Origin of the sequence: Exiguobacterium sp. SH3S1, assembly GCF_004337105.1 — a bacterium.
Lineage (GTDB): Bacteria > Bacillota > Bacilli > Exiguobacteriales > Exiguobacteriaceae > Exiguobacterium > Exiguobacterium aurantiacum_A.
In genome coordinates, this window is sequence record NZ_SJUW01000003.1 from 138,539 (window position 1) to 164,387 (window position 25,849).

29 protein-coding genes and 2 riboswitches are annotated in these 25,849 nt (G+C 54.5%); of the genes, 13 read left to right on the forward strand and 16 right to left on the reverse strand.

Features of this window, described 5'->3' with window-relative positions; genetic code table 11:
- Positions 1-13: 13 nt before the first annotated feature.
- Positions 14-922 carry a GTP cyclohydrolase FolE2 gene (gene folE2 / locus EVJ26_RS05140; protein WP_016508342.1) on the reverse strand — a complete coding sequence of 303 codons (909 nt, stop codon included), beginning with the start codon at positions 920-922 and terminating at the stop codon, positions 14-16.
- A 254-nt stretch (positions 923-1,176) separates the two neighbouring features.
- Between folE2 and EVJ26_RS05145 the strand changes: the two genes are divergently transcribed.
- Complete coding sequence (locus EVJ26_RS05145) at positions 1,177-2,007, forward strand: TerC family protein (RefSeq protein ID WP_131458846.1); 831 nt, start codon at positions 1,177-1,179, stop codon at positions 2,005-2,007.
- Positions 2,008-2,049: 42 nt separating this feature from the next.
- On the opposite strand, the gene EVJ26_RS05150 is transcribed toward EVJ26_RS05145, so the two are convergent.
- From EVJ26_RS05150 to EVJ26_RS05165, 4 genes are read right to left on the reverse strand one after another with little or no spacing between them, the layout of a single operon-like run.
- A complete protein-coding gene (locus EVJ26_RS05150) occupies positions 2,050-2,583 on the reverse strand; it encodes a cupin domain-containing protein (protein WP_131458847.1) in 534 nt (177 codons plus the stop codon).
- 13 nt (positions 2,584-2,596) lie between these two features.
- Positions 2,597-3,214, reverse strand: coding sequence for a methylthioribulose 1-phosphate dehydratase (locus tag EVJ26_RS05155; protein WP_131469964.1), 618 nt, complete (start codon positions 3,212-3,214; stop codon positions 2,597-2,599).
- Positions 3,211-3,861: a 2-hydroxy-3-keto-5-methylthiopentenyl-1-phosphate phosphatase gene (locus EVJ26_RS05160; RefSeq protein WP_131458849.1), complete on the reverse strand. Its 651-nt coding sequence runs from the start codon at positions 3,859-3,861 to the stop codon at positions 3,211-3,213. Before EVJ26_RS05160 ends, EVJ26_RS05155 begins: the two co-directional genes overlap by 4 nt.
- The gene (locus tag EVJ26_RS05165; RefSeq protein WP_131458850.1) at positions 3,858-5,012 is read right to left on the reverse strand and encodes a 2,3-diketo-5-methylthiopentyl-1-phosphate enolase; all 1,155 of its coding nucleotides are present in this window, start codon (positions 5,010-5,012) and stop codon (positions 3,858-3,860) included. The genes EVJ26_RS05160 and EVJ26_RS05165 overlap by 4 nt, the downstream gene beginning before the upstream one ends.
- A 71-nt stretch (positions 5,013-5,083) precedes the next feature.
- Positions 5,084-5,186, reverse strand: a riboswitch (SAM riboswitch).
- A gap of 205 nt (positions 5,187-5,391) precedes the next feature.
- Positions 5,392-5,494: riboswitch (SAM riboswitch) on the forward strand.
- An 81-nt stretch (positions 5,495-5,575) separates the two neighbouring features.
- Between EVJ26_RS05165 and mtnK the strand changes: the two genes are divergently transcribed.
- Both mtnK and mtnA read left to right on the forward strand, forming a co-directional pair.
- A complete protein-coding gene (gene mtnK / locus EVJ26_RS05170; RefSeq protein ID WP_131469966.1) occupies positions 5,576-6,730 on the forward strand; it encodes an S-methyl-5-thioribose kinase in 1,155 nt (384 codons plus the stop codon).
- A complete protein-coding gene (gene mtnA / locus EVJ26_RS05175; protein ID WP_131458852.1) occupies positions 6,727-7,761 on the forward strand; it encodes an S-methyl-5-thioribose-1-phosphate isomerase in 1,035 nt (344 codons plus the stop codon). Before mtnK ends, mtnA begins: the two co-directional genes overlap by 4 nt.
- A gap of 109 nt (positions 7,762-7,870) precedes the next feature.
- On the opposite strand, the gene EVJ26_RS05180 is transcribed toward mtnA, so the two are convergent.
- Entirely contained in the window at positions 7,871-8,353 is a 483-nt protein-coding gene (locus EVJ26_RS05180) for a GNAT family N-acetyltransferase (protein ID WP_131469968.1), read from the reverse strand.
- Between the two features lie 79 nt (positions 8,354-8,432).
- Between EVJ26_RS05180 and EVJ26_RS05185 the strand changes: the two genes are divergently transcribed.
- Positions 8,433-8,813 carry a VOC family protein gene (locus EVJ26_RS05185; RefSeq protein ID WP_131458762.1) on the forward strand — a complete coding sequence of 127 codons (381 nt, stop codon included), beginning with the start codon at positions 8,433-8,435 and terminating at the stop codon, positions 8,811-8,813.
- A gap of 31 nt (positions 8,814-8,844) precedes the next feature.
- Here the strand turns inward: EVJ26_RS05185 and EVJ26_RS05190 are convergent, their stop codons facing one another.
- Complete coding sequence (locus EVJ26_RS05190) at positions 8,845-9,150, reverse strand: winged helix-turn-helix transcriptional regulator (protein ID WP_070328289.1); 306 nt, start codon at positions 9,148-9,150, stop codon at positions 8,845-8,847.
- A gap of 117 nt (positions 9,151-9,267) precedes the next feature.
- Between EVJ26_RS05190 and EVJ26_RS05195 the strand changes: the two genes are divergently transcribed.
- Genes EVJ26_RS05195 through EVJ26_RS05205 form a run of 3 tightly spaced genes read left to right on the forward strand, consistent with a single transcriptional unit; the run spans position 9,268 to position 11,856 of the window.
- Positions 9,268-9,759, forward strand: coding sequence for a lactoylglutathione lyase family protein (locus EVJ26_RS05195; protein ID WP_070328288.1), 492 nt, complete (start codon positions 9,268-9,270; stop codon positions 9,757-9,759).
- Between the two features lie 2 nt (positions 9,760-9,761).
- Positions 9,762-10,742, forward strand: a complete 981-nt coding sequence (locus EVJ26_RS05200) for a zinc-binding dehydrogenase (protein ID WP_070328287.1) — start codon at positions 9,762-9,764, stop codon at positions 10,740-10,742.
- A 49-nt stretch (positions 10,743-10,791) separates the two neighbouring features.
- Complete coding sequence (locus EVJ26_RS05205) at positions 10,792-11,856, forward strand: threonine aldolase family protein (protein WP_131469970.1); 1,065 nt, start codon at positions 10,792-10,794, stop codon at positions 11,854-11,856.
- Between the two features lie 54 nt (positions 11,857-11,910).
- Here EVJ26_RS05205 and EVJ26_RS05210 read toward each other — a convergent pair whose 3' ends face one another.
- The gene (locus EVJ26_RS05210) at positions 11,911-13,092 is read right to left on the reverse strand and encodes a TsoY family (seleno)protein (RefSeq protein WP_131469972.1); all 1,182 of its coding nucleotides are present in this window, start codon (positions 13,090-13,092) and stop codon (positions 11,911-11,913) included.
- 344 nt (positions 13,093-13,436) lie between these two features.
- On the opposite strand from EVJ26_RS05210, the gene EVJ26_RS05215 reads away from it, so the two are divergent.
- From EVJ26_RS05215 to EVJ26_RS05235, 5 genes are all read left to right on the forward strand, one after another.
- Positions 13,437-14,630 carry an FAD/NAD(P)-binding oxidoreductase gene (locus tag EVJ26_RS05215; protein ID WP_131469974.1) on the forward strand — a complete coding sequence of 398 codons (1,194 nt, stop codon included), beginning with the start codon at positions 13,437-13,439 and terminating at the stop codon, positions 14,628-14,630.
- 17 nt (positions 14,631-14,647) lie between these two features.
- Complete coding sequence (locus EVJ26_RS05220; protein ID WP_131458768.1) at positions 14,648-15,205, forward strand: hypothetical protein; 558 nt, start codon at positions 14,648-14,650, stop codon at positions 15,203-15,205.
- Positions 15,206-15,325: 120 nt separating this feature from the next.
- Positions 15,326-16,351: a sensor histidine kinase gene (locus EVJ26_RS05225; protein WP_131469976.1), complete on the forward strand. Its 1,026-nt coding sequence runs from the start codon at positions 15,326-15,328 to the stop codon at positions 16,349-16,351.
- Entirely contained in the window at positions 16,338-16,979 is a 642-nt protein-coding gene (locus EVJ26_RS05230; RefSeq protein WP_236635501.1) for a response regulator, read from the forward strand. Before EVJ26_RS05225 ends, EVJ26_RS05230 begins: the two co-directional genes overlap by 14 nt.
- Positions 16,980-16,993: 14 nt before the next feature.
- A complete protein-coding gene (locus tag EVJ26_RS05235; RefSeq protein WP_021066029.1) occupies positions 16,994-17,365 on the forward strand; it encodes a YidH family protein in 372 nt (123 codons plus the stop codon).
- Positions 17,366-17,571: 206 nt separating this feature from the next.
- On the opposite strand, the gene gshAB is transcribed toward EVJ26_RS05235, so the two are convergent.
- The 4 genes from gshAB to EVJ26_RS05250 form a co-directional block, all read right to left on the reverse strand.
- The gene (gshAB, locus tag EVJ26_RS05240) at positions 17,572-19,857 is read right to left on the reverse strand and encodes a bifunctional glutamate--cysteine ligase GshA/glutathione synthetase GshB (RefSeq protein WP_131469978.1); all 2,286 of its coding nucleotides are present in this window, start codon (positions 19,855-19,857) and stop codon (positions 17,572-17,574) included.
- A complete protein-coding gene (locus EVJ26_RS05245; protein ID WP_131458771.1) occupies positions 19,841-21,169 on the reverse strand; it encodes an MATE family efflux transporter in 1,329 nt (442 codons plus the stop codon). Before EVJ26_RS05245 ends, gshAB begins: the two co-directional genes overlap by 17 nt.
- Positions 21,170-21,322: 153 nt before the next feature.
- Positions 21,323-21,472 carry a hypothetical protein gene (locus tag EVJ26_RS14400; protein ID WP_161567378.1) on the reverse strand — a complete coding sequence of 50 codons (150 nt, stop codon included), beginning with the start codon at positions 21,470-21,472 and terminating at the stop codon, positions 21,323-21,325.
- 46 nt (positions 21,473-21,518) lie between these two features.
- Complete coding sequence (locus tag EVJ26_RS05250; RefSeq protein ID WP_131458772.1) at positions 21,519-21,962, reverse strand: RrF2 family transcriptional regulator; 444 nt, start codon at positions 21,960-21,962, stop codon at positions 21,519-21,521.
- Positions 21,963-22,152: 190 nt separating this feature from the next.
- On the opposite strand from EVJ26_RS05250, the gene EVJ26_RS05255 reads away from it, so the two are divergent.
- Entirely contained in the window at positions 22,153-23,253 is a 1,101-nt protein-coding gene (locus EVJ26_RS05255; protein ID WP_131458773.1) for a globin domain-containing protein, read from the forward strand.
- Between the two features lie 59 nt (positions 23,254-23,312).
- On the opposite strand, the gene EVJ26_RS05260 is transcribed toward EVJ26_RS05255, so the two are convergent.
- The 4 genes from EVJ26_RS05260 to EVJ26_RS05275 are packed head-to-tail and all read right to left on the reverse strand — an operon-like array spanning position 23,313 to position 25,770.
- Complete coding sequence (locus EVJ26_RS05260) at positions 23,313-23,726, reverse strand: DUF350 domain-containing protein (RefSeq protein WP_016508299.1); 414 nt, start codon at positions 23,724-23,726, stop codon at positions 23,313-23,315.
- A gap of 3 nt (positions 23,727-23,729) precedes the next feature.
- On the reverse strand, positions 23,730-24,953 hold the full coding sequence (locus EVJ26_RS05265) for a glutathionylspermidine synthase family protein (protein ID WP_131468462.1): 1,224 nt from the start codon (positions 24,951-24,953) through the stop codon (positions 23,730-23,732).
- Entirely contained in the window at positions 24,950-25,315 is a 366-nt protein-coding gene (locus EVJ26_RS05270; protein ID WP_070328267.1) for a hypothetical protein, read from the reverse strand. The genes EVJ26_RS05265 and EVJ26_RS05270 overlap by 4 nt, the downstream gene beginning before the upstream one ends.
- Positions 25,312-25,770: a hypothetical protein gene (locus EVJ26_RS05275; protein WP_016508356.1), complete on the reverse strand. Its 459-nt coding sequence runs from the start codon at positions 25,768-25,770 to the stop codon at positions 25,312-25,314. The genes EVJ26_RS05270 and EVJ26_RS05275 overlap by 4 nt, the downstream gene beginning before the upstream one ends.
- Positions 25,771-25,849: the final 79 nt, after the last annotated feature.

Genomic DNA, 25,849 nt, shown 5'->3' on the forward strand with positions numbered 1-25,849 from the left:
GCTTCACTCGTTTTTAGTTGTCACGTTTATCGAACGTGATGGACGCGATGGCGTCGTGCTGGTGGATCGACTCTTCGTTTCGGCATTCGACGAAGAAGTTGACGACTTGTTTCATCTCGTACAAGTCGGCTGCAATCAAGCGGACCATATCTTCGACGAAACGTGGGTTTTCGTAAGCGATTTCTGTAGCCCGTTTCTCATCCGGACGTTTCAAGACCGGGTGAAGTGGTGCCGATGCGTTCGACTCCGCCGCATCGAGCAATGCGAGTCTCCAGTCGAAGCCGTCGAGCGACGCTTCGTCAAGACCGGCTTCGATTGTGATGTAGCCGCGCTGGTTATGGGCGCTGTATTCGCTGATCTCTTTTGAACATGGGCATAGCGTCGTCACGTTGATGACGAGACCGACCGTCACGCTCGCCATACCTGTCTCGAGGTTGTATGTCACGTTGTGCATGACGTCGGCGTTCATAAGACCGCTGAGGCCCGTCGCCGGTGCTTTCCGGCTGAAGAACCATGGGTAGCGGACCGTCAATTGACCTTCCGTTTGTTCCATACGCTCGGCGAGTTCTTGGGCGAACTCGATGAGCGAGCGGTTTGATAACGTCCAGCCTTGCGTATGGTACGCGTCGAGCTGTTCCGTCAAGCGTGACATGTTGATGCCTTTACGATCTTGGACGAGTGATGTCGTTAATTCAAACGTTGCGACCGTCGCTTGGATGCCGTCTGGCGTTTCGATGTTGACGGGATGTTTGACGTTCGAGATCCCGACGCTGTCGAGTGCGAACAAGAAGTTCTTAGGTGTATTTTGAAGATCGACCATTTTATCTTTTTCTGTCGGTTTCGTACCTTTGACCGGCGGGACCGAGCCGAATAGTTTATGTCGTTCTGCTTTAGTAGGTAAAGCGACATGGCTTGTAGACATAATCGGATTCTCCTTTTTTAAGAGGGCAAATGACCGCCACTCGTTCTTGTTAGGATTTTATCACGAAATGGATACAAACTGGGTATCATTTTGCTTCGCGAACATGCTTTGAACCTGTTCTGCGGAAAAAACTTCAGACATTGAACGAAAGAAGATTGATTTAATTTACGCACAGAAATAAAATATTCCTGTGAACTTAAAAATAGATCACTGTTAAATATGAAAGAACACACAAAAAAAGGGGATGTTTTTAAATGGATTGGCAGTTAATCCTGCAGTACGCCTGGATCATCGTCGTACTCGTCGGTCTTGAAGGGCTACTATCTGCAGACAACGCGCTCGTGTTGGCCGTCATGGTCAAGCACTTGCCGCGGACAGAACAGAAGAAAGCGCTATTCTACGGTTTATTAGGAGCGTTCGTCTTCCGCTTCATCGCATTATTCTTAATCTCGTTCTTAATCAACGTCTGGCAAGTCCAAGCACTCGGTGCCCTTTACTTGATCGGGATGAGCGCGCGACATCTATATATGACGTACAAGGCGCGCAAGATGGATCCAAGACAAGACCTCGCCGCTGAGGCGAAAGAAGAGACGGCAATTACCGAGAAGCCGGTCACGAAAAAAGAGTTTTGGTGGACGGTCGTAAAAGTCGAGTTCGCCGACATCGCTTTCGCGGTCGACTCGATCTTGGCAGCGGTCGCACTCGCAGTCAGCTTGCCGCCGCTCGGTCTTGGAGAGATCGGTGGAATCGACTCAGGTCAATTCTTCGTCGTCTTGACGGGTGGACTCATCGGGGTCATCTTGATGCGATTCGCGGCCCGCGTCTTCGTGAAGCTGCTGCATCAACGTCCGACACTTGAGACGGCCGCCTTCCTCATCGTCGGCTGGGTCGGTGTGAAGTTGACGGTACTCGTCCTCGAACACCCTGGCTTCAAGGAACTGATTGCCGGTACACCGTTCGCGTTCATGGGTCTTCCAGACGGTTTTGTCCACTCGTTAGGTTGGACACTGTTCTTCTGGTCGGTCATGGTCGGGATTGCTGTTTGGGGTTGGTTCTCTTCCAAACCGACAGCGGTCAAGCATTAAAAAAATCCTGTCTTTCGCGTATGCGGAAGGCAGGATTTTTTGTTAGGCAGTCACGTCTTGCTTCTCGTAGATCGGCACCCAGCCTTCTGTCGTCACGAAGATGCGGACGGCGACGACTTGGCGGTCGTCTTGGAGCGTGAAGTAGTGGCGCGTGTTCACCGGGACCGAAATCAAATCGCCGGGATTGAGTTCGATGTTGAAGTAGCCACGTTCGGCGTCGTCGATGGCGAAGATGCCGTGCCCGCTGACGATGAAGCGGACCTCGTCGTCCGTATGATGGTGTTCCTTTTGGAAGTTGACGAGCAGTTCGTCCAAGTTCGGTGTCGCGTCAGACAGCGAGATGACGTCGGCCGTTTGATAGCCGCGGCGCTCCGACACGTCTTGAATCTCGTCACGGAACGTTGCGAGGATGGCTTGCTTGTCGTCGTCCGTCAGTTCGTAGTTTTCTTGAAGCGCGACCGGAAGTTTAGCGATGTCCCACTGCTCATACAGAATACCGCGCGATTCTAAAAATACGTTCACTTCAGATTGGTCGACGAGACGTTCTTCGGTTTGTTGGAAATAGACAGTTGCCATAGATAGTTCCTCCTTATGAATGGACGCCTAAGGCGCGTAGTTTTAACGTGTAGCTGAACAAAAATTCGTATGCTTCTAAATAACGTTTCGCCGCAGCCGGCGTCTCGCCCCAGACCGTGATGCCGTGATTACGGATGAGGACGGCACCGGTGCTTGAATGGACGTGAGGCGCGAAGGCGGCCGCGAGCGTCGGGATGTCGGCATGATTGTCGATGATCGGGACCCGGACGACCGCGTCCTCTTCCCAATACCCGAGTGCCTTGATGATCTCTTGCCCCGTGAAGACGACCTCACCGTTCACGGCATGGAGCTCGGAGATGACGTTGTTGTCGACCGTGTGCACATGGAGTGAACACGTCGCCGCAGTCTTGTTGAACACCTCGACGTGTAGCAACGTCTCAGCGGACGGTTTGCCAGTTTGTTCGCCAAGTAACCTGCCGGCCGCGTCGACGAGGACGAAATCGTCCGCGGTCCGTTTTCGTTTATCGCGTCCGCTCGCCGTGACGAGGAAGGTCAGCGGGTCGTCGGAGACACGAATCGCCAAATTGCCACTCGTTCCGGGGAACCAGTCGCGCGCGGCGAGTTCGTCTTTAATGTCGGCGAGTTCAAGCCAACGTGCGGTCACGCTCATACGTGCACCTCCTTCATGTGATGGGTGATGTCGTCGAACGTCTCGAACGGGGCGTAGGCGATGCCTTCTGCTTCACAGAGCGTGATGAGTTGCCCACGGGCGTAGACGAAATCGGCCCGTTTGGCGATCTCGAAGTCGGTCACCGAGTCACCGATGACGATCAAGCGATCAACGGGATCGACGATCGTCCGGGCGATTGTCGGTTTGCAGCAACCACAATCATTCGTGCAATGCGCGTCACAGGCGTAGGGCCAGTCGACGCGTACCGTCTCGCCCGAGAAGTCGGCGACGTTACAGTAGATGTGGTCCGGCGCGACGTGGTCTTGCAAGATCGGGTACACGAAAAAGTCCATGCCGCCGCTGACGACGTCGAACTTCCAAACTTGTTGCCGGACTTCTGCCAAAAACGTCGAGAAACCTTGGCGCAAGGTGATGCGGTCCAGCAAGTAGTCACGGTACGCCGAAGCGTCAGCGCTCGGCAACAGCTGGAACATCTGTCCGACCCCGGAGCGGATCGAGATGTCTTGAGCGAGCACGTCGTCTTTGAGCGCGTGCCATTCGGGCGGTGCGAACGCCCGCATCAAAGCGATGATGTTGTCCTCGGCCGTGATCGTCCCGTCGAAGTCACACAAGATGTGAATCGTCATTGTTTTGACCACGCCTTTAGCGCGGCCTCGAGCTCGTTCGTCTGGCTCGCCACGCCCACTACTTGCTCAATCGCTTGTCGGAACGCCCGGGCCCCGGCAGCCGCGCCGTCTGGGTGACCGTGGATGCCGCCGCCGGCGTTGATGACGACGTCTGTGCCGAAATCACGGATGATGTCCGGGACGAGCCCCGGATGGATGCCGGCCGACGGGACCGGTAGAATCGGCTTCGCCCAGTGCGGCCGAGCACTGCTATCCCGAATCGCGAACGCCTCATCGGACGGTGTCGCGAGTGAACCGTATGGGGACGGGAACAGCGTCAAGTCGGCCCCCGCGAGGCGGAACAATTTCCCGAGCAAGAGCGAGTGGCTGATCGAGCCGGTCAAGGCGCCGGCGAACGCCGGATGCGCCAAAATCGGGACGTTAATTGTTGGATCGCTCGCGAGTTCGCGGAGTGTGTCGAGCCCGTATGTATAGACGTTGAACAACAGTGCCGTCGCGCCCGCCTCGATCAAGCGGAGCGCTTGGTCACGTAGCCCGAACACCGGACCGCTGAGCGTGATGGCATAGAGCGAACGTTTCCCGGTCGTTTCGAACTGTTCTTGGATGACGGCCGCCCCGATTTTAGCTCGTTCAAGCGACGGAGTGAGCGGATTATCGTATAGGATTTCATCATCTTTGACGATGTCGATGCCGCCGGCGAGCTGGTCTCGAAGTTGCTGTTCTAAGAAGCGTAAATCACGGCCGATGATCCCTTTAAAGATGCTCATGACGAGCGGGCGATCATGGACGTCGAGCAACTCACGAACGCCTTGAACACCGAACTTTGCTCCGGGGAATTCAGACGCAAGCGTTTCGGGTAACGTCAAGTCGATCAAGCGTACCGAGTCATCGAGCGATAATTTCCCGAACGTCGTCGTCAAGATGGATGAGAAGTCGGGCGTGACGTTATGGAGCGGATAACGGATTGTGAAGCGACTCGTCGTTTCCGTGTGCGTCGTTGAGACGACCTCGCCCCGATACGCCTTTAATTGTTCTTGCTCTAGGTGGGGCAGTTCCGTCCATGTGCCGACGGTCAGTTCAAGGGCGATTTTCTCGGCGACAGTCGCGACGCGGTTCGTCCGGCTGATTTCATATGTGGCAGTAATACTCATGTTCGTTCCTCCTTCCGGTCAAACAAAAAATGACCCCATGCCGAGGCAAGAGGTCATCATAAAAAAATGAACTCTTATCTCTCAGCTTACGCTGCAAGAATTAGCACCGTGCCCAATCGGGTCGGTTGCTGCGACATCATCGGGCTTGTCCCCTCCGTCTGCTCTTGATAAGAATGTATTTTGAAGTTGTGAAATTTAATTGAATTTTGTCACACAATATCCGGTTCGTCAATTCCTTTTTTTGAGAAAAAATAGTTGAATTCATTGTTTCTATATATGCCCGGGAAAAGACAACACCGGGTCCGAAAATTGACGTTGACAACTTGGTGCTCGAGTAAGTAACATTCATCACAACAAGTTCACACAATCGAATATGACACTCTTATCGCGAGTTGGCAGAGGGAATTGGCCCGATGACGCCGCAGCAACCGACCAGTAGGCACGGTGCTACATCCACCAGACATACGTCTGACAGATGAGAGGAACAACCGTTACGGCTGTGCCTCTTTCTCGCGGAGAAAGGGGCTTTTTTTGTGGGGAATATACCGAAAGGGGAAACAGACATGGCTTATCAACCATTTACAGAACAGACAGTCGTCGAGCACGTCAGAACGTTAGGGTTACTCGAAGATGGGGGCATCGCGCATTGCGAGGAGATCGGGGACGGCAACTTGAACCTCGTCTTCCGCATCCGTCAAGGCGAAACGAGCCTCATCGTCAAGCAGGCGCTACCGTATGCGAAAGTCGTCGGAGAGAGTTGGCCGCTCACACTTGAACGGGCGTGGATCGAGCAGCTCGCGTTGCGCGAATTCGCTAGCGTCGTCCCGCGTTTCGTCCCGGTCGTTCTCGGCAGTGACCGGACGCTCGCCTACACGATTTTAGAGGACTTGTCCGACTTTGATATCGTCCGGACGGGCTATTTGGAAGGGAAAACGTATCCTGAACTCGCCCGTCACATCGGTGAGTTTTTAGGACAGACGTTGTTTGAGACGTCAGACTATACGGCCGGCCCGATTGAGAAGAAGCGGAAAGAACGGGATTACTACAACCCGGAACTGTGCGACATCACTGAAAAACTGATCTTCACCGATCCGTACAAAGATGCCGAATCGAACAACATCGAAACCGCGCTCCGTCAGGACGTCGAAGCGCTTTGGCGTGACCAGAAATTGAAAGTGGAGGTCACGAAACTGAAAGTCGGTTTCGTCACGAAACACGACGCGCTCTTGCACGGAGACTTACATACAGGCAGTATCTTCGCGACGCAACAAGAGACGAAAGTCATCGATCCGGAGTTCGCTTTTTACGGACCGTTCGGCTTTGACATCGGGCAAATCGTCGCCCATTTGACGCTATCGACGTTCCATGACCCACTCAAACGGTTCGAACGGTTCACGGACGTATTGACGGTATGGGAGACGTTTGAGAAGACGTTCCGGACGAAGTTTGAGACGGCGGTCGAACCGTTCAACACGGACGGATTCGTCGATGAGCTACTTCAAACCATCTTTAGCGACACGATCGGCTATGCCGGATGCGAACTGATTCGCCGCGCCATCGGTCTCGCCGGAGTCGCTGACCTCGAGACGTTACCGGAAACGGTCCGGCTCGAGCGGAAACGGGAAGCGCTCACGCTCGGCACGACGCTCATTAAACAGCGCCACGATGTCCGGACAATCGATGAATTAGTGACGCTGTTAGCGGGGGTACGCGTATGACAGTCCAAAACATTCGCTTCGACCCGAACCGGGACGAGCTCGTCATTTTAGACCAAACGTTACTGCCCCATGAAGAGCGGTACGTGACGATCGCGACGCTCGAACAGGCGGAGCACGCCATCGAGACGTTACAAGTCCGAGGCGCGCCGGCCATCGCCTATTTCGGCGCATTCGTGCTCGCGAAAGAAGCGGTCCGCCTCCAGGATGACCCGGACTTCACACGCCGGCTCGACCTCGTCGGCCGTCGATTGATCGCGACCCGTCCGACGGCGGTCAATCTGCAAAACGTGATCGAGTCGCTTCTCGGATTCAACGTCGGAGACGACTTTGAAAGAATCGCGACTGACATCAAACATCGGGCCATCGCGCTGTTCGAGCGAGACGTCGACACGTATCGGGCCATCGGGGAGCATGCGCTCACGGTGCTGCCGGCAGGGGGGAACGTCTTGACGATCTGTAACGCCGGGGCGATCGCGACGTCGCGTTACGGGACTGCGCTCGCGCCGTTTTACGTCGGGAAAGAGCGAGGTATCGCGTTTAACGTCTTCGCTTGTGAGACGCGGCCGCTCCTCCAAGGGGCACGCCTGACCGTCTGGGAGCTCGACCGGGCCGACATCGACGTCACGCTCATCACCGACAATATGGCCGCTTGGACGATTCAGGCGAAAGGAGTCGACGCCATCATCGTCGGCGCTGACCGCATCACACGGACGGGTCACGTCGCCAATAAGATCGGCACGCTCCAGCTCGCCGTCCTGGCTAAACATTACGGGATCCCGTTTTACGTCGCGGCCCCGCACTCGACGTTTGATTTAACGGCGGACGATGTGATTCAAATCGAGGAGCGGAGCGCGCTAGAAGTGACCCATATCGGCGGACAACCGACGGCGCCGGTCGGGATCACCGTCTTTAACCCGGCGTTTGACGTCACACCGCCTGAACTGATCACCGGACTCATCACCGAAGCGGGCGTGTTCGAACCGACGGAGACGGACATCACACACCATGTAGGGGGAACGATTCACGTGTGAAACAGCAGCTCCGTGCTTGCCCGAACGATGAAGTGTGACCGTCTTGGTATGAGACGGGAAATGGCCATATCTTCTTGGTCGACAAAGGCACCGGGCAGCAGAAAAGCCCTCAGAATCTATCCTGAGGGCGCTTTTTGCGTTCTAATGCGATGAAGTCGAACGTACTCCCGTTCGTGTCTTGTTGAAACGAAGCCACTTGTCGAAACCCGCAAGCTTCATACACGCGAATCGCCCGCGCGTTGAACGTGGCAACCGACAAGGTGATACGATTTGGGTCGAACGTAGATTCGATGAAATCAAGAATCGAGGTGACGAACGCTCGTCCGGTCCCATTTCCGGTCAGACCTGGCTTCATGCCTAAACCGAGGTCAATCGTATCGGCGTCTGTTTGATGCACGCTAACAAAACCGACCAGTTCGCCATCGTTCGTGATGGCGAATACCGATTGCCCTCGTTGTTCGGTGTCTAAAAACTCGGCCAAGTCGTCTTCGTCAGCCTCCATATCGTAAAAAGCATACTTTCCTTCGTAATGCCAACTGAAGGCGATCATTTCGGCCTGCGCTTGTGTCATCAAAGCGAACTTATATGTCATAGTGATTTCCTCGTTTCAAAAGGATGGATAGGTGCTACACTTTCGATAGTACCATCAATTCAAGAAGTGAGGTGACCACATGGGAATCAAACTAGATATGGTCGGCATCGTCGTCGAGGATATGAAGCGAGCGCTCGACTTCTATCGGCTGCTCGGACTGTCGATTCCAGCATCAATGAACGGGGAAGCGCACGTTGAAGTTGACGAAGGCGGCGTCCGGCTCGTCTTTGACACAGTCGAGGTGGCGGAGTCGGTGTATGGGGAATGGAAACCGGCATCGGGGCATCGGGTCGAGCTCGCTTTCCTGTGCGACAGCCGTGAAGCGCTCGATACACTGTTTGAAGCTATCTTCAAACAAGGATACGTGATTCATCGTGAGCCGTGGGACGCGTTTTGGGGACAACGTTACGCCATCGTCGTCGATCCGGACGGGAACCTCATCAGCCTATTCGCGTCATGACAAAACCCTCGCCGGAAAACTTGGCGAGGGTTTATTCGTCTCGGGTTTCGCCCCAAGAGCAGAGCGCCTTCATCGCTGGTTGCAGGCTAAACGCCTCCTCGGTGAGGGAGTATTCGACGTGGAGCTGTTTGTCGGTCGAATAGTCGTCGCGTCGGACCATGCCGAGCTGTTCGAGTTCGCGCAGTTGGTCGGTCAACACTTTGCGGCTGACGTCGGGGATGGCGCGCTGAATCTCCGAGAAGCGGCGCGGGCCGGTCTCGAGCGTGCAGTACACTTGTGGACGCCATTTACCGCCGATGATGTCGAGCGCCTTGTTGACGGGGAACGGGGTCGTCATGTTCAGTTCGCCTCGCTTTCGGGTAGTTACTTCAATGTGCGTACTTTTTTTCTTGCTACGATGAAGGTATCTTATCGTTATCGACCCAAATGAGCAACCAAAAAGGAGCGGATCAATTTGACTTATCCACGTACATTCTCACATATCGGGCTATCAGTCCCCAGTGTGACGGAAGCAGTGAAGTTTTATGAAGACGTGATGGGCTGGTATACGATCATGCAACCGTCGGACGTCGTTGAGGATGACTCACCGATCGGCGTCATGTGCACCGACGTGTTCGGCCCGGGCTGGGGCAAGTTCCGCATCGCCCACATGTCGACCGGTGACAAGATCGGCATCGAGCTGTTCGAGTTCCCGAACAACGAGAAACCGGAGAATAATTTCGAGTTTTGGAAAACAGGCATCTTCCACTATTGCGTCCAAGACCCAGACATCGAAGGGCTCGTCGAGAAGATTGTCGCCCACGGTGGCAAACAACGGATGCCGATCCGCGAGTATTACCCGGGCGATAAGCCGTACCGGATGGTGTACTGTGAAGATCCGTTCGGCAACCTCGTCGAGATCTACTCGCATTCGTATGAACTGACATATTCGGAAGGAGCGTACTAATCATGAAAGCATGGCTACTTGAACAACCTGGCCTAGATAATATGAACCTCGGGGACATCGAACGACCGACCCCGGGAGCGGGCGAACTGCTCATCAAAGTCGAAGCGGTCGCCTTGAACCCGGTCGACTATAAAGTCGGCACGAACGGCAACCCGAACTGGGCATACCCGCACATCCTCGGCGTCGACCTCGTCGGCGAAGTCGTCGAAGTCGGCTCGAGCATCGCCAACATCATCACCGGCTCACGCGTCGCCGTCCATACGAGTCTCGCGAACAACGGAGGCTTCGCCGAGTACGCTGTCGTCGACGCCCGTGCTTGTGCCGTCGTACCGCAAGACGTTAGCGACGAAGCGGCAGCAGCCATCCTCTGTGCTGGCATGACGGCGTATGAAGCGGTCATGCAGAAGCTGAACACGCGCGACAAAGAGACGATTCTCGTCCACGCCGGAGCGGGCGGGGTCGGCGGCTACGCGATTCAGCTCGCGAAAAAGCTCGGTCTCAAAGTATTCACGACGGCATCGCCGGAAAACTTTGATTGGGTCACATCACTCGGTGCCGACGTCGCAATCGACTACAACGTCGAGGACGTGACGGAACGAATCATGGAACTGACGGACGGCCGTGGTGTCGATCTAATTTTGAACACGGTCGGCCGCGACGTGGCGACAGCCGATCTCGATCGCCTCGCCTTCAGCGGACAGCTCGCTCATATCGCCGGTCCGCCTGACATGTCGAACATGAAAGGGTTCACGCTGTCACCATCGATCCATGAAGTCGCCCTCGGTGCGGCCCATGCGAGCGAAGACGAGCGCGCGATTCGCAACTTGGCGTATATGGCCGAGGAATTGATGAAACTGCTCGAAACGGGTGAACTGAACGACCTCGTCACCGACGTGTTGCCGTTCGACCGCTTGAAAGACGGACTCGAACAGCTCCAGACGCGGAAAGTACGCGGCAAGTTGATTGTCCGCGTACGCGACTAAATCTTGGCCTCTTGTCTCGTGGCAAGGGGCTTCTTTTGGAGGGGATGGCATGGATTTACGGACGTCGTATCAACAGACGACGCATCAACTGAGCGGGCACGGGAAACGGAACGTCGGCGTCTTACAGCGCGCGTTTGAGCAAGCCGACCCGGAGCAAACGAGCGACCATTATGGGACGGGCGAGGTCATCGAACAATTCGAACAAAAGCTCGCCACGCGGCTCGGGACGGAAGCCGCCGTTTTCTTTCCGAGCGGCACGATGGCACAACAGATCGCCTTACGCATCTGGTCGGACGAGACAGGGAATCGAAGCGTCGCCTATCACCCGCTCTGTCACTTGGAGATTCATGAACAAGACGGACTGAGACAGCTGCATCACCTCGAGCCGCTTTTGATTGGGGGCGCGGACCGCTTGATGACGCTTGAAGAAGTGGAGGCGTTGCCGGACGTCGCTTGCCTGTTGGTCGAGTTGCCGCAACGTGAGCTCGGCGGCTATTTGCCGCCGTTTGATGAGCTTGAAGCGATCAGCCGGCACTGCCGGGAGCGGGGGGTTCATCTGCATCTCGATGGGGCCCGCCTGTTCGAGACGTTGCCATATTATGAGAAGACGGCCGAAGAAGTGTGCGCCTTGTTCGATAGCGTCTACGTCTCGTTCTACAAAGGGATCGGCGGTGTCGCCGGGGCGATTTTAGCCGGACCGAAAGCGTTCTGTGACGAGGCAAGAATCTGGAAACGGCGCTATGGCGGCGACTTGATCGGCTTATACCCGTACATCATCCCGGCCGACTACTACTATGAGCTCAGGAAAGACCGAATGGGAACGTACTACGAACATGCCAAAGCGCTCGCAACCCGGTTCAATGCGCTCGACGGCGTCTGGACGACGCCGGATGTGCCGGTGACGAACATGTTCCATCTTCACATGAACGGGGACGCAGAAACCGTCTCGAATTGGATTAAACGTGTTCAAACGGAGACAGGCATCGGCATCACTGGGTACGTCGTGCCACATGACGGCTATTGTTCGACCGAGATCAGTGTCGGGGATGCATTTTTAGACATCGATACGTCTCGGCTCGACAAGTTGTTCGAGGTACTCTCCCATCAACAATAACAAAAGCCCTGAAGAAACAATCGTTTCGACAGGGCTTTTGTTGAGGAACGATGCTTATGCAGCCTCAAGTTTGGATGCGTTTTTTCGTAGTGAAAGGTGTTTGACCGACAGTGTGATGAGCCATTGGATCGTCTTCGCTTGGACGAATACGAGCGGTGACAAGATGACGTAGTGCATCAGACTGTGCGCTGTGATGAAGTCGTTTTGAACGAGTCCCCAGTGGACGAAGAACATGCCGAGGACGACGTAGGCGACACCTGGGCAGATGAGGCCGAAGCTCGCCGCGCCATCAGGCTGTTCGTTGAAATAGTCTAGACGACGCAATACACGGAATCCGATCAAGCCGACGGCAGTGCTCGCCATGAACAGGAAGCCGAGTACGACGAACAGTAGCGCCGTGTTGACATGTGTCTCGAGTAGCCGGTGCGACACCATCGAATAGATTCGAACGAACGTGATTCCAGTGAGCGTGAAGATCGGAATCAGTAACCAGACGGTCGGTGCGCCAGGTTTGGCCAGACCTTTCGCCAATACGGCACGTAAACTCATACCGCCGAAGAAGAGGAGGATACCGCTGACGAGCGCTAAGAACAAGAGGGAGGCGACCGTCGATGTGACATAGACCCATGGTGTCGTCGACATCGCGGCAGGGCTCGCTAAACCGACAGCGACCATGACAAACGCGAACGCTCCTAAAAATTGTCCGAATTGATTTAAGTTGTCGACCGGAAATTTACCGTGCGCCATAACGTTGGAGATGTACTGAACATAAAGCACGAGCGCGTAGACGCCGATTGCCAAGAATGCGAGCAAGGCGAACGGGAAGAGTGATTGGACGTTGGCCCATAGTCCAGGGACGAACAAGGCGCCGAGAATGAACACGACATTGACGCTCATCGCGTATGTAAGCGGTTCGGCCATGACCGCCACTTCACCCGGAGTGCCTTTGAGAGCCTGATAAGCCGACGTTCGCTTGTACGTGTGGAACGAGCGGACGTTCCAAATGAGCAGGCGGAAATGGTTCACCGCGAGCGCCAAGATGATGAAGGAGACAGCGACAACGAGAATTTGCGCAGTTCCTCCTTTCTCAAACGTGGCCCGCAAATGATCGAAATGGGGGAGTGGTGAATCCGGATGCGGAATCAAAAACATGAAATACATAAAGAACGAGACGGCGAGCCCGCCGTTACCGAGTGCTGATAAGAAGTAGAGCGGATGATAAGGTCGTTGTGTCATTGTGAAAAAGTCCTCCTAAAAAAATCAGATAACCAATTTATACCCCCTATGGTATAATGGAGTCAATACTTTCCTCGTCAAATGAGGGGAATCCCCTATGCCGTTTTGATGAGGAAATCATGTCGGGCGAAGTGATTTAACTCACAGGTTGGCCTGGGAAAACAACTGGGGGACTTCATGACTAGATGACGACGATCATAGTTGCGTCCTATAGTCCGGGAGAAATTGAGGGACTTCCCCTATATAAGTTGTATGCGCTTTCAACTATGCTGAAGGCGTGGGTAAGTTCACTTAATTGACATAATTTTGTCGGTCATCTACGGAAACGAAAGGGGAATTGCTTTATGCGTACTCATTATCGAGTTGTCATCGTCGGAGCCGGCACCGGAGGGATTAGCGTCGCTGCTCGCCTGCTTCGTGAAAAACATCATTTAGCCGATGAGGTTTTGCTGATCGACCCTGAAGAGAAACACTACTATCAACCACTTTGGACGCTTGTCGGAGCCGGTGCCGCGAAAAAAGAAGAGTCGGAGCGAGACATGGCGACACTCATCCCAAAAGGTGCGAAATGGCTTCAGGACAAGGTAGTCAGCTTCGATCCGGAAGCCAATCAAGTCGAGACGGCTGTCAACGGGACGATTTATTACGACTACTTGGTCGTCGCGTCGGGGATTGAGATCGATTGGGGTCGGATCAAAGGGTTGGAAGCAGCGCTTGGGACGAAACAAGTATGTAGCAACTACTCGTATCAACACGTCGACTACACGTGGGATACCCTTAGGGGTTTTGAGGGCGGTACCGCGTTGTTCACGCACCCAGCATCACCTGTGAAGTGTGGCGGGGCCCCGCAAAAAATTATGTATATGGCGGAAGACTACTTTGTGAAAACAGGTGTCCGCGATAATAGTAAAATCGTCTTCGGATCGGCCAATCCGGCTATCTTTGACGTTGCCAAATATCGGACGGCGCTCGAAAAAGTACTCGAACGAAAACGGATTGACACACATTTCCGTGTCAATTTAATTGAGATTAAAGCAGACGACAAAGTCGCTGTCTTTGAACAGTTAGATAGCGGTGAAACGTTCGAGGTAGGCTATGACATGATTCACGTCACGCCACCGATGCAAGCACCGACATTCATTCGAGAAAGCAAGCTTGCCGATGCGGGCGGATGGGTCGATGTCGATATGTACACGCTTCAACATAAACAGTATAAAAACGTCTTCGGACTCGGTGACTGCACGAATGTACCGACATCGAAGACCGGGGCCGCGATTCGGAAACAAGCACCCGTCGTCGCTAAAAATGTGGGTGACCTCATGTATGGCCAAGTTCCGGTCGCGTCGTATGACGGCTACTCGTCTTGCCCGATCGTCACAGGCTACAATAAGCTCATCTTGGCCGAGTTCGATTACGAGAAAGTACCACAAGAGTCGATGCCGTTCAATCAGGCGAAAGAACGCCACAGCATGTACATCTTGAAAAAAGACTTTCTTCCAGTCATGTATTGGAACGGGATGTTGAAAGGGACGATGTGAGAAAGGGGGAGAAGACGATGGAACGTACAACAACGAAAGAACAGACATTAGAATCTGTGTTGACGCGGCCGGACGTCGAGCAAGCGCTCGTCTCCCTCGTCGAACGATTGCCCGAGATTGAGAAGTCGCTTCGCCGCCTCGAAGATGCCGTCGATTTCGGGATGGCGACGATGAATGACCAGCAAGTGAGACAAAAAGTCGATACGCTCCTCGACTCATCGAATTTACAGGTCGAGACGCTCGAGGCGGCGGTCAAGCTCGCCGAGAAGTTGCCGATGTTGCTCCAGGTGACGAACCAGCTTGAACAAGTGCTCGCTTTCGCACAAGACGTCTACGGGGACGAGCAGACACGAGAACTGATCGGTCAACGGGTCGATGAATATGTCGCACCGGTAAAAGAGAAAGCCGACGCCACGCGCACGATGCTCACCGAAATCCGGGCACGGGCCGAACGCGACGACCGCAACATCACGTTGTTCTCGCTCGTTCGTTGGCTGAAAGAGCCATCGGTCCAGCACGGCCTCAAGTATATGCAGGCGACGGTCGAAGTATTGTCCGAACAAACAAAAAAATAATGAACCGGTCCGGACGTGAATGCATCACGTCCGGTTTTTGTATGATCAAATAGTTGGCAATGATTACCCACGGGGGTATGATGGAGGAAATGAGAAAGCAGACAGAAAGGAGGGGGCGGATTGGCACTTCAAGATTTTGAACGCCAGATTTTAAATGTCTTAAAAGACGCGGTCATCGTGATGGACCATGATCGAAACATCATCACGATGAACGAGGCGGCCGAACAATTGACCGGGTGGCGGCTAGGAGAACCTGTCCCGTACTGTTCATTTTGTCAACGACGTGAAATCGGTCTGGACGAAGATCGATGCTACTTGATTCAACATGAGCGTTCCCCGTACTTCACGTCAGAGATGCCGACATATTCGGGAAAGATGGTCGACGTGGAGATGAATACGGCGCGAATCTTGAACGATCCGCTATCGGGTGCGACGTACTATTTGCTCGTGCTTCGCGATTTTACGGAACGCAAGCGCCGGGAAGCGCATGCGCTCCGCGAACAGATGGTGCGGGAATTGATTCGAGCCCGGGAGGAAGAGCACGAAAGGCTCGCCCAAGAACTCCACGACGGGGTCGGTCAATCGTTGTTCAGCATCGCCCTCGCCCTCGGTGCGCTCCAGTCCGATGTATCCGACCCAGACAAGAAAGACTACATCGAATCCGTACTCGCCGAAGTGGGCCGACTGATCGACAACGTGCGCGGCTATTCGAAACAACTGCGCCCGATCGAGCTGGATCAATTCGGGCTCGGTTCGGCGTTGAACGTGTTAGTTGACAGTTTTGCCACCAGATACCCGCTCGTCACGTTTCGGACCGACATTCGTTTAGCTGACCGCTATGAGCGCGTCATCGAAATCAACGTGTATCGCATCGTCCAAGAGGCGCTCGTCAATAGCATGAAGTATGCACAGGCGAGTACGATCGACTGCCGCATCGTCGAGCATGACGGACAAATCGATGTGCTGTTTAAAGATGACGGGAACGGGTTCGATCAACAACGAGTGGCGAAAGGATTAGGGCTTCGTCATATGGAAGAACGGGCGAAAACGATTCACGGTACGTTTACACTCGAATCAGTCATCGGACAAGGCACTGAAATTTCAGTGTCCGTTCCGATTGAGCGAGGTCGCTATGACACCGATTGATGTGCTGATTGTCGATGACCACGAACTCGTCCGGCGTGGATTGAAGTTGATGTTTCGTCCCTATAAAGACATCAACGTTGTCGGGGAAGCGGCCGAAGGGACGACGGCCATCCAGGAAGCGATGCGGACGATACCGGACGTGATCTTGCTCGACATCACGATGCCGAACGGACTCGACGGATTTATGACGGCAAAAGCGTTAGCGCAAGAAGTACCGACCGCCAAAGTCATCCTGCTCACGATGCACGATGAGGAGCTTTACATCAAACGCGCGCTCGAGCTCGGTGTGCCCGGCTATTTATCCAAAAATAGTGATCCGGCCCAGCTCGTCGACGGCATCAAGCAAGTGATGGAAGGGAAGCGTTACTATGCGACGTCTCTGTCGGAAGCGTTTATCGAGAAAGCAGCATCGCAAAAGACAGAGTCGGTGCTGACGCGGCGTGAGTCGGAAATTGTACGTTTGACAACGCTCGGTTACGGAAATATCGAGATTGGAGAGAAACTCGGCATCAGTCCGAAGACGGTCGAGAACCATAAAGGACGCGTCATGCAGAAACTTCAAATCAAGCATCGACACGAGCTCGTCCAGTTCGCGTTGAAAAATCGGTTGATCGACTACGACGGCTAGAAAGAGGGGAAGTTATGAAACTAGATTTAGAGAAGACGGTCGATTCACAGTACATTCAACAACACCTCGCCAACGAGCGGACGTTCCTCGCCTGGATCCGGACGGCCATCACCGTCATCGGGATCGGCTTCCTCGTGACGAACTTTCATTACTATCGAAGTGAGAACTTGAGCGGGGCCGAGCATCAACTGATCACGGCGATCGGCATCTTGTCGATCATCTTCGGTATCGCGACGATCCTCGTCGGGACACGGTCGTACTTGAAGAAAGTACACACGATCAACTCGCAGCAGTTCAAGTCGGCGAAGATGAGCCTCGTCGCGCTCGCCATCGGGATGGTGTTCATCTTCACACTCATCTTGATCGTCAGTTATTTTCTGTTTTAACAAAAAACCGTCCGCATCTCAACCGAGGTGCGGGCGGTTTTGGTTATCTCGAGACGAGGGCGTTGAGACGATCGAGTTGTGACGTGAAGCCTTCGATGTGCGATTTGACCGTTCCCATTTGACAGACCCCTCTCTAGAGAAAGTACGGTACACCGACTTGAAACGATGTAGTCCTTATTCCCGAATTGAGCATCCTTCCAACCTGGTTAGTCAAACAACAAATCGAGCACCGTCTCGCCGATGGGACGTTCTTTCCCTTCGTACGGGAAGGAATGGATATGGATGGCCGGGTTGAAGTTCAATTCGATGATGCCGTAGTCATTTTCTGCGTCAAGCGACGGGATCATCATATCGACGCCGCAAATCGTGGCACCGATCGCTTTCGCCGAATCGACCGCGACCTGTTTATAAAAGTCAGAGATTTGGTCCGTATAGTCGATACTGTCGCCACCTGTGCTAATGTTCGAGTTCTCGCGCAAGAAGACGCGTTCGCCGTCAGCGAGGACGCTGTCAGGAGTTTTGCCTTGCGGACGCAGGAACGACACGACGATGTCGTCGATCTCGATCTTCTCGAGCGGTGTCTTATAGCCTTTGCCGCGGAGCGGGTCCTCATTTTTCTTCGCAACGAGCTCGCGGATCGTCGAGACACCGTCCCCGGTCACATTCGCCGGGACGCGGTGCAAGATGCCGGCGACCTTATCACCGATGACGAGGAAACGATATTCTTTCCCCGGTAAAAACGTCTCGAGCAAGACGACGTCGTCGAACGTGTTGGCATGACGGAACGCCTCGAGCGCCTCGTCGAGCGTCGTCCCGTCTTTGAAGATGTGGATGCCGATCCCAAAGTTCGTCGATTTCGGCTTCAGGACGATCGGCTGAGCGGAAAACGCGGACCAGACGTTACGCAAGTCGTCTTCACTGCGCAACTCGACACCCCCAGGGACGTGGATGCCGTGTTCGGCGAGCACATGTTTTGTCACCGTCTTGTTTTCCATCATCAGCACCGACACGTAGTTATCTTTCGACGTTTTCGTCGCTTGTCTGACGTACTCGACCCGATTGCCGTGTCGAAGACGGATAAATTGGTCGTCCCGGTCGACGACATCGACCGCGTAACCTCGTTTTAAGGCCGACTTCATCAAAACTTGCGTCGACAGTTCCATGTCCGTATAGCCGTGCATCCGGAACCGGTTGGCGAACGCATCTTCATAATACGTCTCGGCTTGGCGGAGTGACCAGGTCGTGTAGCCTTCGTCGGTCATGACTTTTGTCAAACGGGCCGAGTAGGTCGCTTCGACGTTGTCAATCCGTTCCCGGACGGACGCGAAGACGTCAGAAAAACCGAGGTCGTGTTGCGCGTTGAACGACTCGATGTCAGCGACGAGGTCACGGGCGAACGTTTGCAGCGCGACCGGCTCGCCATCACGTTCGAGGACGAGTGACGGCGATAGGCCCTCTTTGGCGACAAGCTGTTGGTTACGGAACGCCTCAGCTTGCCAGTCCGCAAAGTCAGTCTCGTCTTTCAACGCTAAATAGAGCAAGAAGACGTGCAGGAATCGCAAATCATCGAGTGCGATACCGGTCTTCTCGAACGGATTGAGGTCGATGTTGCGAATCTCGATATAATCGATGCCGTTCTTCTCGAGCCGGTCGAGGTCATTTCCGCCGCGGGACGTCTTCAGTCGAATCGGCGAGTACAGCTCGTTCGGGTTGGCGATGTCGCCCTTGGCGATCATACGGCGGACGCTACTCGCATAGTCTGGGAGCGTCGCATAGTTCGGATAGAGCGGTTCGACGTTCGTATAACCGCAGTCACTATTCCGGTACGACAGTGCCGTCGTATTCGAGTAGACGTCCTCGTTCAACGCCTGCATTTGGCTGACGCAACGTTCCTCGTAGCTCGTATGGACGGCGGGCGTTCCGCCGAGCAAGTAGACGGCGAGCCAGCGCAGGCGCAAATAGTTGCGGACGAGCTTCAAATAGAGCTCGTTTTTGAAGCGGTCATATTGCTTGGGCGACCCTTCATATAACGCGGCGATCAACTCGTCCGAGAACGAGAAGTTGAAATGGATGCCGGAGATGAGCTGTTTTTTCGCCCCGTACTTTTGAAGCAGATGTTCACGGTAACGGCCGGCCTCAATACCGGAACTGCCGAAGTCGGCGAGCGGGATGACGCCGCCGTCCGGCAACGGGCACGGCATCGACTGTGGCCAAAGCCGCTCGTCGCCGATATTTAGCGCCGTGATGTCATACAGCGTCTCTAAAAAGTTATGTGCCGCTTCGACGGTCGGGAACGTCGGCGTGATCAGTTCGATCTGGCTCTCGGAAAAATCGGTCGTAATATACGGGTGCGTCGCTTTGTCACCGAGACGTGACGGATGTTTCGTCACGGCGAGCGTCCCGTCTGTTGTCACACGTAGCATTTCGCGTTCGATGGCGAACCGTCCGCTCGTGAGAAGTTGCTTGGATAATTGCTTAAATCGCTTCTGCAAGTGAAGTCACTTCCTTTTTCTTTAGTCGAACAAATAGTGCCGAGACGAGCCCTTTAACGATGCTCGAGATGGCGATGCTCCACCAGATGGCGTCGATGCCGAGATACGGCTCGAGGAGGATGGCGAGCGGGATCCTAGCGACGGTGAAGACGATAGAGATCATCGCCGGGATCTTCGGTAGCCCGAGTCCTGAGAAATAACCGTTCCCGATCATCTCGAGCGAGGCGAAGATGAGGGAGACGCTGATGATACGTAAATAGCTGGCCCCGATTTCGATCGTAGTCGGATCATCGACGAAGGCGCGGATGAGCACGTCCGGGAAGAAGAGAAATACGAGCGTGATCAGCCCGGTATAGAGCATACCGAGGTGCGTCGTCACGCGATACCCTTCGTGCACCCGTTCAATCTGTCGGGCGCCGATATTTTGGCCGGTATAGCTCGCGATCGCCCCGTTCAGTCCACCGATCATCATGTAGGCGATCGACTCGATCTGTAGGCCGATGCGCTGGGCGGCGATCGCTTCCGTCCCGTAGGATCCGATCATGCGGGCGAGAAGAATGCTGATGACGGTAAAGAGGACGCGTTGTGTCGCCATCGGGAAGCCGAGGCGAACGATCTCTGTATAGTCCGCGCGAACGGGTTCGACCGTCTCGTCCCAGTCAAAGAGCGCGCGAGCCCGATGCCAGAAGAAGCCGAACATGACGGCGTTGGCGACGAGTGTCGCCAGACCGGCCCCGAGCACGCCGAGACCGAGCGGATAGATGAAGAGCGGCGACAAGATCATGTTGAGCGTGACCCCGGTCGCGTTGATCCGCATCGCCGTCGTCGTATTGCCGAAACCGCTGAATATGCGGGCGTACAGCAAGTTGAAGAACGAGAACAATAGCATCGGTGCGCTGACGAGCAAGTAGCTGTAAGCGAGCCGCTCGACGTCAGGGGCGTTCATATTCAAAAAGCCGATCAGCGTCTGACCAAAGGCGACGAGGAGCGTCAAGAAGAACAGGCCGAGGACGAGGTTACCTCGTTTTCCGGCCTTGACGTAGCGTTGGATCAACTGTTGGTCCCGCCTGCCGACGGCTTGCGACACTTTGATGCCGGCGCCGACGACAAGTAACGACTGAATCGCCTGGCCAAGCATAATATAAAAACTGGCCGCACCGATACTGGCGACGGCGTCGCTACCGAGCGCACCGACCCAAAACATATCGACGAGACTATACGTGAACTGTAAGAGCGAACTGCCGACGAGCGGAAGAGCGAGCGCCAAGATGACGCTCTGCACACGTCCGGTCGTCAAATCGACGGTTTTCACAAGACAAGACTCCTTCAACAAATTAGTATATAACCATTTAGTTATATATAAGCACGACGAGACAAAATTGGCAATCAAGACGCCCGACTCGACGAAAAATCGACACAAAAAAAGGGATTCGAGGTGAATTCCTTACGTCGTGTAGACACGGATTCAAGTCGCCATGTAAACGAGCGTCGAGGCGAGCGCGTAAATCGGGTAGGTAGGGAACGCGTCTTCGAACAGCGGATAGATTATCAAGATGACGTCACATGAGCTATATGCCCAAAAAATCTTGAAGCGATGGTGGTAACCACTATACAAAGCGCAGTCACGTTTGAGAGTCACCTGTACAACAAAAGCCGGCGGACTAAATGTCCGTCGGCTTTTGTACGCCAAGTAGCAGTGCGAGTTCATTCGTCCGGTTCGCCATAAGGTCGGCGATCGTGTAGCGGTCGAGCACGTGCAGGAAAGCGAGCATCGCCTCGTTCAAGACGCTCCGGAGGTCACACGCCGGTGCGATGACACAGCGACCTTCGCCGAAGCATTCGACGAGCTCGAGCGGCTCCATCGTCCGGACGACGTCACCGACGTTGATGTCTTCCATTGGGCGGGCGAGCCGGAAACCGCCGCCGCGGCCGCGGACCGATTCAAGATAGCCGTGTTTGCCGAGCTCATAGACGACTTTCATGACGTGGTTCTTTGAGATTTGATATTGGTCAGCCACTTCTTGGATCGTCACGAGACGATGGGAGAAGGTGGCGCTGTACATTAATGTTCGGAGTGCGTAGTCGCACGTTTGCGTGAGCCGCATGATCGTTCACCTCTTATCCGTCCATTGTACAGGACATTCCTCGAAAGCGCGATGTCCGGAGATGTGAAAAAAACGTGGCGAAATCGAGGCGAAAAGTTGAACTTCGTTTTAAACAAGTATTTTATATATTGCTTTTGGCGTGATGAAACTCACATAATAAATGTGTACTTTCAAAAAGGGGGAACTATTTATGTTAGATCAACAAACGATTGAAATTGTCAAAGCGACGGCACCGGTCTTGAAAGACCACGGTGTCGCCATCACAAGTCATTTCTATAAGCGCATGTTCGCAAACAATCCAGAAGTTCGTCAGTTCTTTAACCATACGAACCAACAACGCGGCCGCCAGCCAGAAGCGCTCGCCAACGCCGTCTACGCGGCCGCCGTCCATATCGACCGTCTCGAAGCGATCTTACCGGCGATCCAACCGGCGCTTCATAAACATAAAAGCTTGAACATCCGCCCGGAACACTATCCGATCGTCGGCGCTAACTTGCTCGGCGCAATTCAAGACGTTCTCGGAGAGGCGGCGACGCCTGAGATCATCGAAGCTTGGGCAAAAGCGTACGGTGTCATCGCCGACGTCTTCATCTCGCTCGAGAAACAAATGTACGCCGATGCACCATGGGTCGGCTTCAAGCCGTTCACGGTCGCTGAAGTCATCGAAGACACGCCGGAAGTGAAACGGTTCCGTCTTGTCGCGAACGACGGTGTCGTTGGTGTGGCCATCCCGGGCCAGTACATCTCAGTCCAAGCCCGCATCGAGGGTGAAGATATTCTACACCACCGTCAATACAGCGTCGTCGAGACGACAGAAGACGGCTACTGGATTGCGCCGAAAGCGGAAGGGCTCGTCTCGAACTGGCTTCACGAGCAAATAGTCGGTACAGAGATTCCGATGAGTGCGCCAGCAGGCGAGTTCACGATGGAAGACACGGACCGTCCGCTCACGCTCGTCGCTGGCGGGATCGGTATCACACCGCTGTTCAATATGGCGAAGACGGCGCTCCGTCAAGGTCGCTCGGTCACACTATTACACGCCGTCCGCAGCACGAACCTCCGTCCGCTCGGTGAAGAGCTCGACGAACTCGTGAATGAGGGACTTCAGCTCATCACACACATCGATGAGGTGTCTGGCTGCATGAGCGCGACACAGCTTACAGCACTCGATGTCGACGGTCATGACGTCTATACGTGCGGCCCGACCGCGATGATGGAGACGGTCGTCCAAACGATTCCACAAGCGCGTTACGAGTTCTTCGGTCCATCGGCCGTGCTCGCCAAAGCATAAGAAAAGACGATTGCCGCAGCAACCGTCTTACAACCGCCGATAAGATGTCGGCGGTTTTTTTAGTACGTCAAACTCGCGGCGACGATGATGCCGACGACGAGCGAGGCCGAGAACAGGCTGACACCGACGGCGAGGTTGCCGTTTTCGACTTCTTTCTCCAAGTTCACGCCAGGCGTGAGCACGTACTCGAACGTCCAAAAGGCGAGCACTTGGGCGAGGATCCCGACGAGTCCCCAGATGAAGGCGTCGAGCAGGTTGACGCTGTTCGCCCACACTGTGTAGATGACGATGGCGAGGCCGAGCGCTTTGCCCCAAAGTTTGAGGGCGACGGCGACGTTGCCAGCTTTGATGAGTTTGCGTTCTGAATATTTTGTCGTCAGGGCGAACACGACGAGTCCTGCTAAAATAAGTCCGAACCCGGTACCGAGGTGAGCCAGGAAGCTCAAGATTGAATCGAGCGTGATAAATGTCATGTGTTAATCTCCTTCGTGAGTTGGTGTGCCGATGGCTAGGTAGTAGGACTGGTTGTTCGTGATCATGCTTCCGGCCCGGGCGCCGAGCGCCGACGGGTGGCCGTTCAGACAAAAGCAGCCGATCATGTAGTGCGTCGCAAGCGGACCGTTGACCGTGTTCGTCGTTCGTGTCGGCAGCTCGATGAATTGTTGATACACCGCGGTTTCTGCGGCATATGTCTGCAGCACTTCTTTATGGAACGGGACGCCGTCTTCGGCATACAAAATGACCGAGTCGCCTTCACGTCCGAAGGCCGGTTTTTGCACGTAAGCGCTCTGGCCTAAAAATGGGTCCGCCTCGAGATAAGTCGGTAACAAGTGAGTCTGGATGATGTCGCGCTCCGCTTCGTCAAAATATGTATCCGTCTCATACAGTTCCCAAATGAGCGCTTGGACGCCTTTGGACTGCATGAGAAACGCGGACAGCGGGTTGAGGAGCGACACGTGCTTCGCTTGATTCAACTCGAGCAGCCGGATGCCGATCAAGTCGCCGTTCGGCGCCCGGTCGTCGACCAAGTGCTCGATCGGATACGTCTGGCGGTACAAGACGTCGATCCGTTCGCCCGACGGGGTATAGACGCCGTCCACGTCGACGAGCAACTGATTGAGCGGGACGAACTCTGACGGCAAGTCGAGCGTCTCTTGGAGGAAGCGGGTCGTCCATTTGTCCTCGATGTTGTCGTCGTGTGACGTGAAGACGATTTTTGGTGTCCCGTCGCGATTTAATCGTTGCCACGCCGCGATGACGGCTTTACGGAGTTCGGTCTTCAGCTCGGCTGTCGCGTCCGCGTTCGGGTCGTTCAGCCCGAACTCGGTCGTCACATACCGGTTCACATCGAACAGTTCTTTGATGAACGTCGGCGTGTCGGCGTTGAACTCCATCAGTTTGATCACACCGTCTTTGACAATCCAGTCATACCGGCCGATGATCGTCTCTTGCGGGAGCGCTTTGTCACGCAAGAACGGCAAGCTCGCCTCCGGATAACCGAGCAGACGGAGCGTCTCGTCTGGGAGCGTCCGCAACAATCGATTCGTTTTCCGGAAGATGGTGTCGACGGCGCGCGTCGCTTCCTGGATGCGATCGACCTCGTCTTGCGTGTAGACGAGGCAATCGTAGAGTGCATATTCTTCATCGTTCAAGTCGGGCCAAAAGTAAGGGATTTGGCCGAACAAGTCATGCCGATTCATCCCCCGAAGCCGCCTTTTGAGCCGCTGCCGAGTCCCGAGTTTGACCCTGAATTCGACCGGTTCGGCGTGATGCTGCTCGCGCCACCGTTCGAGCGGTAGTTTTTATAAGCGGACGAGTTTTTTAGCGAACTCTTTGAATTGAACAGACTGCCGAGTAAGAAGAAGCTCCCGAAGTGCGGGGACCGTCTGTCGTCGCAGTAATATGATTCCGTTTCATCGTCCCATTCCCAGTCGTCACACTCATAGCCGGTCGGCTCTTCCGGTAACGTCGCTTGTTGCGTTTCGTCCGTACCACACGCCGCGAGTGACGCTGTCAAGACGGCGGCCGAGAGACCGCTTAAAATCTTCTTGCTTGTTTTCATGTTGTTTCCTCCAGTGTATAGCCAGTCGGGGTGACATAGATGACGTAGACGCCACGGTCCTCGTCCGTCTCGGCCGAGTCGCGCGCATATTCGTTTCCGGCGACGTATAAATACTCGCTACCGAGCATGGCGAGCGCGTCAAGGTGACGGTCGACGAAGTACGCTTCGAGCAGCGGGTTGTCGAACCGGTCGTCGAGCGTACGAATCTCGACTTTGATGTCGTCAGTTGCTTTCTTATCAACAGGTCCTTCCGTGTACCGGTCGACGTAAATCAAGAAATATTGGTCGCCTTCGAGTGCGGACGAGCGTTGTTTGTACGTCATGCCGTCTTTGACGAAAAATTCGCATTCGCGTCTAGCAAGTACTTCATCAAGCCCGAGCGATGTATAATGGTAAAGTGGCTCGAACGAGATCTCATTTTTATAGAGTCGGTATTCTAAAACGATGGAGTCCATAGGTCAGTCCTTTCTTTTTTTCTTTCTATACGGAACCGAACGCAAACTAGTTTCGTAAATCAATTGAGTTGTCTCTAGT